This window comes from Bacillus sp. FG16 (assembly GCF_057809515.1).
On the sequence record NZ_JBMDKC010000023.1, the window covers coordinates 1 to 12,925 of the forward strand.

Here is a 12,925-nt window from a genome sequence, read left to right on the forward strand (position 1 = left end):
ATAAGCAGTATAGACACTTTTATCGATGTTAAAACATTAAACGGAACTTATATAGTAGGGGAAATAAAATGAAAAAAACAATTGATCATATCGGAATCGCAGTTCGTGATATAGATAGTACTATACGTTTTTATGAACAGGTTCTATCAGGAGAATTAATAGATCGTTACGTAAGTGAGGCACCAGGTGTAGAAAGCGAAGTAGCCATTCTTGAAGTGGATGGAGATAGAATTGAATTACTTGCGCCGACAAATAACACCACTTCACCAATTGCCCGATTTATAAAACAAAAAGGTAAAGGTGTACATCACGTTGCGTATCGAGTAGATGATTTAGATGTAGCTTTAGAGGAATTGAAAGAACAAGGAATTCGAACGTTAGAGCATACACTGCGCATTAATAAGCACGGTAGAAGGTTAATTTATCTTAACCCAGCGGATACAGAAGGAACGATTATCGAGTATTGTGATTATCCGGAAGAGAAATAGAAGAAGGGTATTTTTAAAAAGGTGTTACGTAATAACGTAACACCTTTTTATTTATGTATTTCACATTTTCTTCACAAATGATTCACGATAACTTTTCTTCTTTAATAACTTACATAAATATATTTTATGATATAATAACAATCGGCTTTAAAAATGTAAGTTGTATCTATCATAATAGTTACTATTATATTGGAAGTTTAGAGGTGGAAGAGAAATAAAGAGTTATACTTTATAGAAATTTATATTTAATCAGGTTAATATTTCTACGGAGAATCAAACTTTGGAAGTTAAAGTAATGAAAATAGAGCAATGAGGAAGAGAGAAGTGAAATGAGTGTGAAAGTAATGAGAAGATTAGGGATATGGCTATTACTTGTGTGTGTGCTTATCATATTGATACCGCAAAGTGCATTTGCTCATGCGTACGTTGTGAAATCAAACCCTACTGAAAATGAAACATTGAAGAAAGCACCATCTGTTGTAAAAATCGAATTCGATGAGGACATACAAGTTTCAAGTTTTAATACATTGTACGTGAGAGATACATCAGGTAAAAGAGTCGATTTAAAAGATGCTCATATTGATAAAAAAAATAAAAAGCTATTAGAAGCTGGATTAAAAGACAATCTCAAAAATGGTCTTTACTCCATTCAGTGGAAAGCTATTTCAGCTGATGGACATCCAATTCAAGGGGTTATTCCATTCCGTATTGGATTAGCGGAAGCGGGAGCAGACGATGTACAAGTGGAAGAGATGGGGTATGTCCCGCAAATCGATATGATTATGGAACGGGGGATTCTATATACGAGTTTCTCGCTATTTTTAGGAGTTCTCTTCTTTAATCTTATTATGTATAAAGGGAATGCAACCTCGGTTCGATCAAGGAGTAAGAACATAATATGGATCTCCTTATTTGGGATATTTATTAGCTTGTTATTCAACCTACCATTGCAAGCAAAAATAAATGCTGATGTTTTGTGGCTAGAAGCATTCAACCCTTTACTATTAAAAGAAACATTACAGCTTTCTGTTTTTGGTTATATATGGATCACTCAAATGGTTCTCATTAGTACGCTTATAATTGTTACGTATTTTGCGGTGAAGTATGAGAAGTTTTCGTCGTTTAAAGTATGGAGTATTCCAATACTATTATTTATAGGGTTACTTGTTATGAAAGCATTTAATAGTCACGCATATGGTTTAAAGTTTAAAGAGATTGCTGTCGTTATGGATTTTCTACATTTATTCGCAGCTTCATTATGGGTTGGTGGTTTATCATCTATTATTCTTCTTTTACGTAAAGAGGATAACAAGTGGCATATGTATTGGGATATGATTAAGCGTTTTTCACCGTGGGCAACAGGTGCTGTCATCGTGATTTTAATAACAGGCCTTTTTAACAGTACATTTTTTATTCCAACAATCCACTCGTTATTTGATACGAAGTATGGATTGGCTTTATTAACAAAGATACTTTTATTCATTTTCATGGGGATATTGGGAATTATTCATTATGTGAAAGGGAGAATGCGAGCGCAGCAAGGATTAGGAGCTACGGTGAAAGTAGAGTTTGTCATTGGAAGTATCATTTTCGTAATCGTAGCTTTTATGACAAACGTACAAACACCACCGATGCCTCCTACTGGACCTTTTACAGAGAGTAAGCAATTAGATAATGGATATGAACTTACGCTAAATGTAAGTCCGAATAAGGTAGGACAAAATAAATTCCATATTACACTAAAGGATGAAAAGGGACAGCCTATTACTGATATGGAACAAATGATATTGACGACTCAATCATTAGATATGAACATGGGAAAAGGTTCATTTAAAGTTTCGGTAGTTTCACCGGGAGAATATGAAGCAGAAGGTATGTATATTAACATGACAGGAAACTGGAATATACATGTTCATGGATTAACAAAATCTCTTGATAGTTTCGATACAGATTTTAAATTTATTGTCGGTGGCAGATAAAAAGAAGCTATGTATGAAAAGGAGCTAATAGAAAATGAAACGTATAAAAAAATTAGGAACAACAATGATCGCAACAATTATTGCAATGGGGATTTTTTCGTTACCTGTTAGTGCGCACGTCACTGTAAAACCAGCAACTTCTGACATTGGTTCTTGGGAGACTTATACGATAAAAGTACCAGTTGAAAAAAATGTAGCAACGACAAAAGTTACACTGAAAATACCGTCTGGAGTAGAGTTCCAGCAGTATGAACCAGTGCCAGGATGGAAAATTGAGGAGCAAAAAGATACAGCCGGAAAAGTTAAAACTGTAGTATGGGAAGCGACAGGAGAAGGGATTTTAACGGGCCAGTTCCAGCGATTTACTTTCGTCGCTAAAAATCCGGATAAAGAGCAAAAAATAGCTTGGGATGCATATCAACAATATAAAGACGGAGAAATTGTTGAATGGACAGGTGATGAAAAAGCTGAAAAACCGCATTCACTTACTACAATTGCAAAAGGTACGTCATTAACAGGAGAACATGGTGAAGTGTCTAGTGTAGAAAAGAATGAAGGTGCTAGTAATATGCAATTGATAGCAATTATTTTATCTATTTTGGCGATTGTAGCGTCGGTAAGTGCGTGTGTTTTTGTAGTACGTCGTAAAAAGTAAGACGTAAGAAAGAGCCTACAAACAGTAGGCTCTTTCTTACGTTTATTTCACTTCAACCCGCTGCCTTACAGCAAGTGTTTTCGGCTTTATATTTACAAAACAAATGCTCACAACAATAAATAATAGGCCAATAAATAAGCTCATTGTAATGGCTTCATGTAAGAAGATTGAACTTACAATAATAGCGATAAGGGGAATAAGGAATGTATAAGCCCCTACTTTACTCGCTTCACCAGCTCCAACGAGTGTGAAGTATGCAAGCCACCCCATTGCAATAACAAAGAATGAAATAAAGAGTAGTACACTAACAAATGGTATACTCCAAGCGATACTAGACCAGCTTTCAAACTCTGAACCAAATCCGATTAAGCAAAGGCCACCAATAATAAGCTGAAGTGTTACCATCCAAATGGCATTAACACGGTGACCAGTCTTCTTAATAAATACTGTGCCAAGTGCCCAGCCAATAGCGCATCCTAACGCGAGAAGGATTCCAATAATAGAAATATGTCCTGTTAAACTGCTAGAGCTAATAACACCTACACCAATAAATCCGAGAACAAGCCCGAAAATTTTCAAGCCGTACATTGATTCTTCAAGCCATATCCACGAGAAAATACCGAGTAAAACTGGTTGTAGAAATACAATGGCGGAAAATAACCCAGCAGGCATATATTGAAGACCAACAGTTTGTAACCCGTAAAATATAATGATGTTAAGTAAAGAAGAAATAACGTATAAATGCCACGTTTCTTTTAAATGTAATTCTTTATATTTGGGTAGAGCGAAAAGGAGTAAAATGAATCCTCCAATTAAAGTTCGAACGCCTGCAAATAAAACGGGTGGTGTATAATGCAGGGCAAACTTAGATAAAGGCCAATTGATTCCCCACATGAAAACGAGAAAGGTAAGGATTATGGCCGTCTTAGTTCGAGAAAGCTGTGTCACGGTAAGACCTCCTTGTTGTTATTCATTTCACTATGATATGATATCGAATGTAATAAATAAAATGAATCTTTTTTATAAGGAGTATAAGTGATTAGTTATGACTATTACACAACTGCAAGTATTAATAAAAACTGTTGAGTTAGGTAGTTTTACGAAGGCCGCCAGGGTATTAAATATGACGCAGCCAGCTGTTAGTCATGCGATTTCAAGTATTGAGTCAGAGTTAGGCGTTACTATTCTTATACGTGATAAACGAAAAGGGCTCCTCATTACGGATGTAGGAAACAGGATTCTTGTACATATTAGAGAGATTTTGAACGGTGTAGAGAAGATTGAACAAGAAGTTGCGATGGAGAAAGGACACGAAGTTGGGACGATTCGAATTGGTAGTTTTCCGAGTGCCTCTGCACATTTCTTACCCAAAATGATAAACCTTTTTAAGGAGAAGTATCCGAACTTAGAAGTAGTTCTTTGTGAAGGAACGATTAAAGAAGTTGAAGATTGGTTAGTATCGAGGGTTATTGATATAGGAATTGTTATTTTGCCTAATAAAGATATGGAGATTGTTCCATTAACGAAGGGGAAAATGGTTGCTATCTTAAGAGAGGATCATCCTCTCTGTAAGAAGGACTCTATTACCATTAGTGATTTAGAGAATGAACCAATCATATTATGTAAGGGCGGATACGAACCACCTATTATTGACATGTTTAAACAAGCAAACGTACCACTTCGGGCTGAGTATGTAATTTCGACAGTTACTACAGCTTTAAATATGATTCAAGAAGGATTAGGCATTGCAATATTAGCTGAATTATCTTTAACAAATTTACCAAAAAATGTGCAAACGAGAGAATTGGAACCACAAGTATGGAGAGAAATTGCTTTAGCTGTTCCTTCATTAAAGGATTCTTCAATCGCTGTGCAGCTATTTATTGAAGAATTTCAAGCGCTATTTGCAGAATAAAAAGGGGTGTCTCATATATTATAATGGGACACTTTTTAATTTACTTATAAAAAAATCTATGAAAAGGATTGACTTATCTTTTTGTTGTAACTATAATGATTACATCAAGGTGGTGATTACGATGAAAATTAGTAGCCGCTTTTCTATAGCTGCTCATATTTTATCTATTTTAAAAAACAATCCATCTTCACTATGCACTTCAGACTATATGGCTGAGAGTGTGAATACAAATCCAGTAGTCATTCGTAAAATTATGTCGTATTTGAAACAAGCTGGCTTTGTTTATGTAAATCGTGGACCAGGTGGCGCGGGATTACTAAAAGATTTACATGAAATCACATTGTTAGATGTGTATCATGCAGTGAATGTAGTAGAAGAAGACAAGCTATTTCACATTCACGAGCAACCAAATCCAGATTGTCCAATTGGGGCGAATATTCAAGCGGTGTTAGAAATTATTTTAATTCAAGCGCAATCCGCGATGGAAGAAGTTTTGAGAACTATTACGATGGGGCAATTGTTTGAAACTTTGCAAGAAAAAATGAATGCTTAAATAATATTTATATTTTTTTACCATTAATGTAACCGATTCAATTACAACGATGAAGGTAAGGTGTAAAAATTATGACTGTAAAAATGAAAGTATACTCAGATTTTATATGTCCGTTTTGTTTTTTAGCAAAAGGTCCACTAGATGAGGTAGCGAAAGAGAAAGATGTAGAGATTGAATGGATGCCATTTGAATTACGTCCAAGTCCATATTCAAAAATTGATCCATGGAATGAGCCAGAAAAATTAGGTTCATGGGATGCTTTCATTCTTCCGACAGCGAAGAAATTAGGAATTGATATGCGCTTGCCACGTGTTTCACCACATCCATATACGCATTTAGCTTTCGAAGGATGTCAATTTGCGAAAGAACGTGGACTAGGTAATGAGTATCATCACCGCGTATTCACAGCATTTTTCCAAGAAGAGCAAAACATTGAAGATATTGATGTGTTAACAACATTAGCGGTAGAAGTAGGACTTCCTGAAGCAGAATTTAAAGATGCTTTAGTAACTCGTAAATATAAAGAAAAACATCAAGAAGCAATTCAGCACGCATATGATGAAGCGAATATTATGGCTGTTCCAACTGTCATGATTGGAGATGAAGTCATTCAAGGGCTTGCTAGTAAAGAAACACTAGAAAGGGTCATTGATAAAGAAATTGAAAAGGATAAAACAAATTCATTTGAAGGTATGCAATGTAATACCGATGGATATTGCTAATTCGCTTGTTATGAAATAACAAAATAAATTATACAACAAACATTTGGAGGAATTAAAATGTCAGCAACTACAACAAACTTAAAAGAAGCAATTGTGAACCGCCGTTCAATTCGTAAAGTAACAAAAAACGATGCAATTACGAAAGAAAGAATTGAAGAAGTGTTAAAAACAGCTTTACACGCACCAACATCTTTCAATATGCAAAGTGGTCGTATGGTTGTATTAATGGATGGAGAGCATGAAAAGTTTTGGGATATTGTTAAAGAAACACTAAGAGCTCGCGTACCAGCAGAAAACTTTGAAGCGACTGTAGAAAGACTAAAAGGCTTCCATGCAGGTGTAGGAACAGTTCTATTCTTTGAAGATCAAGCAACTGTAGAAAAAATGCAAGAAAATGCACCATTATATAAAGATCAGTTCCCATTCTGGTCTCATCAAGGAAATGCGATGTTACAACACACTGTGTGGATGCTATTATCTGCTGAAGGAATTGGGGCGTCATTACAACATTACAATCCAATCGTAGATGCTGAAGTGAAAGAAACTTGGAACATTCCGGCAGAGTGGAGCTTAGTAGGTCAAATGCCATTTGGTGAACCAAACGAACAACCAGCAGAAAGAACGTTCTTGCCTACTGAAGATGTAGTGAAATTTTATTAAGAAATACAATATGTAACGAGAAGGAAGCTGTGCTTAAAAACAGCTTCCTTTTTTGTAGTGGTGTTAATTTATACGCATTTAGGGAAGAAATATAAGAAATAATCCGGTGAGAAGGGAATTAGAAAAATGAATGATGAGAAAAAATATACAGTGGTAGGTACTGATGTTGAGGAAGTAAAGCGTTTAAATAAAAATTCAGGGTTAACGTATAATCAAGTGAAAGAAATGTTAGCGAAGCAAATGCAAAAAAAGAAGTAATTAGATTGAAATCTTTCATTTTTTCATTTAGCATTTTGATTGGAGAGAGTTAAGTAAAAGGTAACTCTCTTTTTCGTATAAAGAAGCACCTTATAGAGTGGAGGAAACAACATGAAGAAATGGGTAAAGGTAACGCTGTCTATCGCTGGAGGCATTGTCTTATTAGCATGTGCCGGCGGATATTACGTGTATAAAAATTATTTTCCAAAGGAACCAGAGCGTATTGTATATGAAAAAGAAAGAGTGCTACAACCGATACATAATCAGCTTAAAGGAATCAATATAGAAAATGTAAAGATAAAAGAAAAAGAAGTCGTAAATGCGACTGTAGATGAGCTTCAAAAAATGATTGATGATGGAAAGTTGTCATATGAAGAATTAACGAGTATTTATCTCTTTAGAATACAAGAACATGATCAAAATGGAATAACATTAAATTCTGTTACAGAGATAAATCCTAATGCGATGGAAGAAGCAAGAAAGTTAGATCAAGAGCGGGGTAGAAACAAAAATTCGAATTTATATGGTATTCCTGTCGTTGTAAAAGATAATGTACAGACGGAAAAAGTGATGCCGACTAGTGCAGGAACTTATGTATTAAAAGATTGGATTGCAGATCAAGACGCAACAATTGTGAAGCAGTTGAAAGAAGAAGGAGCATTTGTTTTAGGAAAAGCGAATATGTCTGAGTGGGCGAACTATTTATCTTTTACAATGCCAAGTGGATATAGTGGGAAGAAAGGACAAAATTTAAATCCGTACGGTCCGATTACATTCGATACTTCAGGATCAAGTTCAGGATCTGCTACAGTAGTTGCGGCAGATTTTGCACCGCTTGCAATCGGAACAGAAACGACGGGATCGATTGTTGCACCTGCAACGCAGCAATCAGTAGTTGGGTTACGTCCATCTTTAGGTATGGTAAGTAGAACAGGAATTATTCCATTAGCTGAAACTCTTGATACAGCAGGACCTATGGCAAGAACAGTAAAAGATGCAGCAACGTTATTTAATGCAATGATAGGTTATGACGAAAAAGATGTTATGACAGAAAAAATGAAAGATAAAGAAAGGATTGATTATACAAAGGATTTATCAATAGATGGATTAAAAGGGAAAAAGATAGGGCTTCTTTTTTCTATAGACCAACAAGATGAAAATAGAAAAGCAGTAGCAGAAAAAATTAGAAAAGACCTTCAAGATGCAGGTGCGATATTAACTGATAATATCCAGTTAAGTGCTGAGGGTGTAGATAATTTGCAAACATTAGAATATGAGTTCAAGCATAATGTAAACGACTATTTTTCACAGCAAAAAAATGTACCGGTAAAATCGTTAGAAGAGATTATAGCGTTTAATAAAAAGGATAGTAAAAGACGAATAAAATACGGACAAACATTAATTGAGGGGTCTGAAAAATCTGCTATAACGAAAGAAGAGTTCGAAAACGTAGTGCAAACGAGTCAAGAAAATGCAAAAAAAGAGCTAGATAGGTATTTAGTAGAAAAAGGTTTGGATGCTCTAGTTATGATTAATAACGATGAAGTTCTTCTATCAGCTGTAGCTGGTTATCCGGAATTAGCGGTTCCTGCTGGATATGATAAAAATAGAGAACCAATCGGTGTAGTGTTTGTAGGGAAACAGTTTGGTGAAAAAGAGCTTTTCAATATTGGATATGCGTATGAACAGCAGTCTAAAAATAGAAAATCACCTAGTTTATAAAAAGATTATATGAAAAATAACTGAGATCCACCGAAATATGTTGGTGGATCTCAGTTAAACGAATCTAACAATATGAAAAGAAAAAAAGGATTCTTCTCAATTAGTAAGAAAGATTGTCTATAGGAGTTCATAAAATGTAATATATTCAATTTCCATCCATTGAAGGGGGAGGTTAATTCTTAATGAATGAAGTAAAGAGTTTTTTTCGAAGTAGAGGGTTTCAACGGTTTCTCGTTTTAATAATAGTAGCGCTTGTATTATATGCATTAAAAAGTATGATCAATTTAATATTAATTACGTTTATACTGACGTTTTTAATGGATCGATTTCAACGTTTTATTTCAAGAAAATTGAAAGTAAACCGGAAAATTGTTATTGCATGTTTGTATATAATACTAGTTTCCTTTATAGGCACAACATTATATAAATATTTACCTGTGCTGACGATACAAATTTCACAATTAATTTATCAATTTAAACTGTTTTTTCAAAATCCACCTGATAATGAAATCGTTAAATATGCACTTTCGACAATTAATGGGATGGAAGTATCAAAATATATAGAACAAGGTGTAGATGTCATATATCAATCAATAGCAAATATAGGGAAGGTAAGTTTACAAATATTATTATCTCTAATTTTAAGCTTATTTTTCTTATTAGAAAAAGAGCGTATTATTACATTTACATCTAAGTTTAAAGACAGTAAGCTAAAGATCTTTTATGAGGAAATTGCATATTTTGGTGAAAGATTTGCAAGATCGTTCGGTAAAGTAATTGAAGCTCAGTTTTTAATTGCCGTTGTAAATTGTATTCTTACTGTCATTGCATTAATCGTTTTAGGATTTCCACAGCTACTCGTATTAGCTGTTATGATTTTCTTACTAGGGTTGATTCCTGTTGCAGGTGTGATTATTTCTTTGTTTCCACTTTGTATCATTGCTTACAACGTAGGCGGGGTTATGTACGTAGTATACATAATCGTGTTCATAACAGTCATCCATGCTCTTGAAAGTTATTTTTTAAATCCGAAGTTTATGTCTGCAAAAACAAATTTACCAATCTTTTATACATTTATGATTCTCATCTTCTCAGAGCATTTCCTCGGAATATGGGGGCTTATTATCGGCATACCAATCTTTATTTTTTTATTAGATGTGTTTGATATAAATAATGAGGATACGACTGGAAAATAAGAAATGATAGAAAATCATTAAAAAGTCATAGGGGATAATGAAAATAAAAAAAGCAATCCAAAATAAATTGGATTGCTTTTTTATCTTAATTAAAGAACTGGAGCCATTGTTTCTTTCAATACTTGAACAGAGTGATCGAATTTTAATTCTTCTTCTTCACTTAGTTCAACTTCTAAAATTTCACGAACACCGCCGCGATTTAAAACAGCAGGTACCCCGATGTAAACATCTTTTTGACCATATTGACCTTCTAAGTAAGCTGATACAGTTAATACACTATTTTCATCGTTTAAAATTGCTTTTGTAACACGTAGAAGTGACATACCGATACCATAATAAGTTGCGCCTTTACGCTCAATAATATGGTAAGCTGCATCACGGACGTTTATGAAAATTTTGTCTAAATCTTCTTGATTATACGTGTTGTCTTTTTCAAGCAGTGTTTGTAGTTTTTGGATACCAACGGAAACATGACTCCAAACTGGAAGTTCAGTATCGCCGTGTTCTCCGATAATATAAGCGTGAATGTTGTGTGGGCCAATATTGAAGTACTCACCTAACATATAGCGGAAACGAGCAGAATCAAGTGTTGTACCAGAACCAATTACACGTTCTTTCGGTAAACCAGATTCTTTCCAAGTTACGTAAGTTAAAATATCTACAGGGTTTGTTGCGATTAAGAAGATGCCATCAAATCCGCTATCCATAATACTGCGAACGATTTGTTTAAAGATTTTAGCGTTTTTCTCAACTAAATCTAAACGTGTTTCGCCTGGCTTTTGTGGTAATCCAGCTGTAATAACTACAAGGTCAGCATCTTTACAATCTTCGTAGCTGCCTTTCCATACTCTAGTTGGAGCTGGTGCGAATGGAACAGCATGACTTAAATCCATTGCTTCCCCTTCAGCTTTTGCCTCATTTACATCGACTAAAACAAATTCTTCAGCTACGGCTTGGTTAATCATGCAGTAAGCATAACTACATCCAACTGCTCCTGTTCCTACTAATACAACACGGTTAATACCTTTTTTCATTTCAAAATTCCTCGCAATTTCATTGATTTTATTATGTAAGATAATACGTCTTACTTCTATAGAGTCATATCTAGTTTATTACATTTTATAAAAGATATTCAAGTATTTGAAAATGTATCCGTGTAATTCCTTGCCCAAAACATAGGAATGAAGGTAACCGAATATAATTCAGTAAAATCCTTTATAAAAGGGGAAAAGGACATGGAGCAGCCATTAACGATGGAAAGAATGCTTCATATTATTAATGTGGGGCTCGTTAAAACGAACAATCCAAAGCAGATTATTATTGTTGGTGCAGGAATTTCAGGGTTAGTTGCAGCATCGTTATTAAAAGAAGCAGGTCATAAAGTAACGATTTTAGAAGCGAATAACCGAATAGGCGGGAGAATATATACGATTCGTGAATCGTTTAGCGATGGTTTATATTTTAATGCAGGACCAATGAGGATTCCTGAAACTCATAAGTTAACTTTAGCTTACATTCGTAAATTTAAACTACCGTTAAATCTTTTTATTAATAAAACTCCTTTAGATATCATTTATACGAATAATATTAGAACGAGACTGAGTGTGTTTGAAAACGATCCGAGTGTACTTAAATATCCAGTTTTAGAGAATGAAAAAGGAAAAACGGCAGAAGAATTAATGTTAGTGGTATTAGAACCCATACTTAATTTTATTAAAAAAGATCCTAATACAAACTGGATTATCGTAGAAAAAAAATATAAAACATACTCGCTTGGGTCATTTTTAACAGAGTATTATTCAGATGGTGCAATAGATATGATCGGGGTACTTCTTGATATGGAAGCTTATATGGGAATGTCCTTAATTGAAGTATTACGTGAAATGATTTTCTTTACTTCAACAACGAAATATTATGAAATAACTGGTGGAATGGATAAGTTATCGAATGCATTCTTACCACAATTAAGGGAACATATTTTAATGCCATATAAGGTTGATAAAATCATACAAGAAGATAATAAAGTAATGATGCAAGTAAACAACGGAGAAACGTTAAAGCGGTTTATAATTACAGGTGACAGTGCGATTGTCACCATTCCATTTTCCGCGTTACGATTCGTAGAAATCCAGCCGTATCACTTATTTTCTTATTTTAAAAGACGCGCAATCCGCGAATTAAATTATATCGCTGCGACTAAAATTGCAATACAATTTCGAAGTAGATTTTGGGAAAGAGAAGGGCAGTGCGGAGGTAAGTCTATTACTGATTTGCCTATAAGATTTACATATTATCCGAGTTATGGCATTCATACGCCGGGACCGGCTGTTATGTTGGCTAGTTATACGTGGGCGGATGAGGCTTTAACTTGGGATAGTTTACCTAATGGGGAACGTGTGCGGTATGCATTAAATAATCTAGCACAAATATATGGAAATGTAGTTTATAGTGAATTTGTTACTGGTACATCATTTAGTTGGAGTAAGAATCCGTATTCTTGTGGAGCATTTACAGCTTTTGAACCAGGGCAAGAGCTAGAGTTATTCCCATATATGACATCACCGGCAGGGAAAGTCCATTTTGCTGGTGAGCATACGACATTAACACATGGATGGATGCAAGGAGCAATTGAGTCTGGAGTTAGAGTTGCATATGAAGTAAATGAACAGTGAATCTCTTATATTTACAAATGGTCATTCTTTTAATAAAATGATAAATATAAATCGTAATTATTACGCTTTGAATACATTTGAAGTAAAGAAATGGATGGTCGGTTG

Annotated in this window: 13 protein-coding genes; 11 read left to right on the forward strand and 2 right to left on the reverse strand. The window is 34.6% G+C overall.

Going from position 1 to position 12,925, the window contains the following annotated elements; translation table 11 throughout:
- The first annotated feature begins 68 nt into the window (after positions 1-68).
- From ACODS7_RS10910 to ACODS7_RS10920, 3 genes are all read left to right on the forward strand, one after another.
- The gene (locus tag ACODS7_RS10910) at positions 69-488 is read left to right on the forward strand and encodes a VOC family protein (protein ID WP_000750855.1); all 420 of its coding nucleotides are present in this window, start codon (positions 69-71) and stop codon (positions 486-488) included.
- Between the two features lie 329 nt (positions 489-817).
- Positions 818-2,467: a copper resistance CopC/CopD family protein gene (locus tag ACODS7_RS10915; protein ID WP_105433881.1), complete on the forward strand. Its 1,650-nt coding sequence runs from the start codon at positions 818-820 to the stop codon at positions 2,465-2,467.
- A 34-nt stretch (positions 2,468-2,501) separates the two neighbouring features.
- On the forward strand, positions 2,502-3,122 hold the full coding sequence (locus ACODS7_RS10920; protein ID WP_098630037.1) for a YcnI family copper-binding membrane protein: 621 nt from the start codon (positions 2,502-2,504) through the stop codon (positions 3,120-3,122).
- 42 nt (positions 3,123-3,164) lie between these two features.
- On the opposite strand, the gene ACODS7_RS10925 is transcribed toward ACODS7_RS10920, so the two are convergent.
- On the reverse strand, positions 3,165-4,070 hold the full coding sequence (locus ACODS7_RS10925) for a DMT family transporter (protein ID WP_098630038.1): 906 nt from the start codon (positions 4,068-4,070) through the stop codon (positions 3,165-3,167).
- Between the two features lie 97 nt (positions 4,071-4,167).
- On the opposite strand from ACODS7_RS10925, the gene ACODS7_RS10930 reads away from it, so the two are divergent.
- From ACODS7_RS10930 to ACODS7_RS10960, 7 genes are all read left to right on the forward strand, one after another.
- The gene (locus ACODS7_RS10930) at positions 4,168-5,037 is read left to right on the forward strand and encodes a LysR family transcriptional regulator (RefSeq protein WP_016082033.1); all 870 of its coding nucleotides are present in this window, start codon (positions 4,168-4,170) and stop codon (positions 5,035-5,037) included.
- 121 nt (positions 5,038-5,158) lie between these two features.
- Complete coding sequence (locus ACODS7_RS10935) at positions 5,159-5,590, forward strand: Rrf2 family transcriptional regulator (RefSeq protein ID WP_098630039.1); 432 nt, start codon at positions 5,159-5,161, stop codon at positions 5,588-5,590.
- Positions 5,591-5,661: 71 nt separating this feature from the next.
- Positions 5,662-6,312, forward strand: coding sequence for a DsbA family oxidoreductase (locus tag ACODS7_RS10940; protein WP_016082031.1), 651 nt, complete (start codon positions 5,662-5,664; stop codon positions 6,310-6,312).
- Positions 6,313-6,369: 57 nt separating this feature from the next.
- Positions 6,370-6,972 (forward strand): nitroreductase family protein, encoded by a 603-nt coding sequence (locus tag ACODS7_RS10945; RefSeq protein WP_001277021.1) that lies wholly within the window; start codon positions 6,370-6,372, stop codon positions 6,970-6,972.
- Positions 6,973-7,098: 126 nt separating this feature from the next.
- Positions 7,099-7,230: a hypothetical protein gene (locus ACODS7_RS10950; protein ID WP_000997344.1), complete on the forward strand. Its 132-nt coding sequence runs from the start codon at positions 7,099-7,101 to the stop codon at positions 7,228-7,230.
- A 111-nt stretch (positions 7,231-7,341) separates the two neighbouring features.
- Positions 7,342-8,952, forward strand: a complete 1,611-nt coding sequence (locus ACODS7_RS10955; RefSeq protein ID WP_098138257.1) for an amidase family protein — start codon at positions 7,342-7,344, stop codon at positions 8,950-8,952.
- 182 nt (positions 8,953-9,134) lie between these two features.
- Positions 9,135-10,148, forward strand: coding sequence for an AI-2E family transporter (locus ACODS7_RS10960; protein WP_016082029.1), 1,014 nt, complete (start codon positions 9,135-9,137; stop codon positions 10,146-10,148).
- A gap of 89 nt (positions 10,149-10,237) precedes the next feature.
- On the opposite strand, the gene ACODS7_RS10965 is transcribed toward ACODS7_RS10960, so the two are convergent.
- Positions 10,238-11,182 carry an L-lactate dehydrogenase gene (locus ACODS7_RS10965; protein ID WP_000715327.1) on the reverse strand — a complete coding sequence of 315 codons (945 nt, stop codon included), beginning with the start codon at positions 11,180-11,182 and terminating at the stop codon, positions 10,238-10,240.
- Between the two features lie 201 nt (positions 11,183-11,383).
- Between ACODS7_RS10965 and ACODS7_RS10970 the strand changes: the two genes are divergently transcribed.
- Positions 11,384-12,820: a flavin monoamine oxidase family protein gene (locus tag ACODS7_RS10970; RefSeq protein ID WP_016082028.1), complete on the forward strand. Its 1,437-nt coding sequence runs from the start codon at positions 11,384-11,386 to the stop codon at positions 12,818-12,820.
- Positions 12,821-12,925: the final 105 nt, after the last annotated feature.

What these genes read in the sequence shown, in the direction of transcription:
- ACODS7_RS10910 (WP_000750855.1), top strand. Translation starts at nt 69, where the DNA reads ATGAAAAAAACAATTGATCATATCGGAATCGCAGTTCGTGATATAGAT.
- ACODS7_RS10915 (WP_105433881.1), top strand. Translation starts at nt 818, where the DNA reads ATGAGTGTGAAAGTAATGAGAAGATTAGGGATATGGCTATTACTTGTG.
- ACODS7_RS10920 (WP_098630037.1), top strand. Translation starts at nt 2,502, where the DNA reads ATGAAACGTATAAAAAAATTAGGAACAACAATGATCGCAACAATTATT.
- ACODS7_RS10930 (WP_016082033.1), top strand. Translation starts at nt 4,168, where the DNA reads ATGACTATTACACAACTGCAAGTATTAATAAAAACTGTTGAGTTAGGT.
- ACODS7_RS10935 (WP_098630039.1), top strand. Translation starts at nt 5,159, where the DNA reads ATGAAAATTAGTAGCCGCTTTTCTATAGCTGCTCATATTTTATCTATT.
- ACODS7_RS10940 (WP_016082031.1), top strand. Translation starts at nt 5,662, where the DNA reads ATGACTGTAAAAATGAAAGTATACTCAGATTTTATATGTCCGTTTTGT.
- ACODS7_RS10945 (WP_001277021.1), top strand. Translation starts at nt 6,370, where the DNA reads ATGTCAGCAACTACAACAAACTTAAAAGAAGCAATTGTGAACCGCCGT.
- ACODS7_RS10950 (WP_000997344.1), top strand. Translation starts at nt 7,099, where the DNA reads ATGAATGATGAGAAAAAATATACAGTGGTAGGTACTGATGTTGAGGAA.
- ACODS7_RS10955 (WP_098138257.1), top strand. Translation starts at nt 7,342, where the DNA reads ATGAAGAAATGGGTAAAGGTAACGCTGTCTATCGCTGGAGGCATTGTC.
- ACODS7_RS10960 (WP_016082029.1), top strand. Translation starts at nt 9,135, where the DNA reads ATGAATGAAGTAAAGAGTTTTTTTCGAAGTAGAGGGTTTCAACGGTTT.
- ACODS7_RS10965 (WP_000715327.1), bottom strand. Translation starts at nt 11,182, where the DNA reads ATGAAAAAAGGTATTAACCGTGTTGTATTAGTAGGAACAGGAGCAGTT.
- ACODS7_RS10970 (WP_016082028.1), top strand. Translation starts at nt 11,384, where the DNA reads ATGGAGCAGCCATTAACGATGGAAAGAATGCTTCATATTATTAATGTG.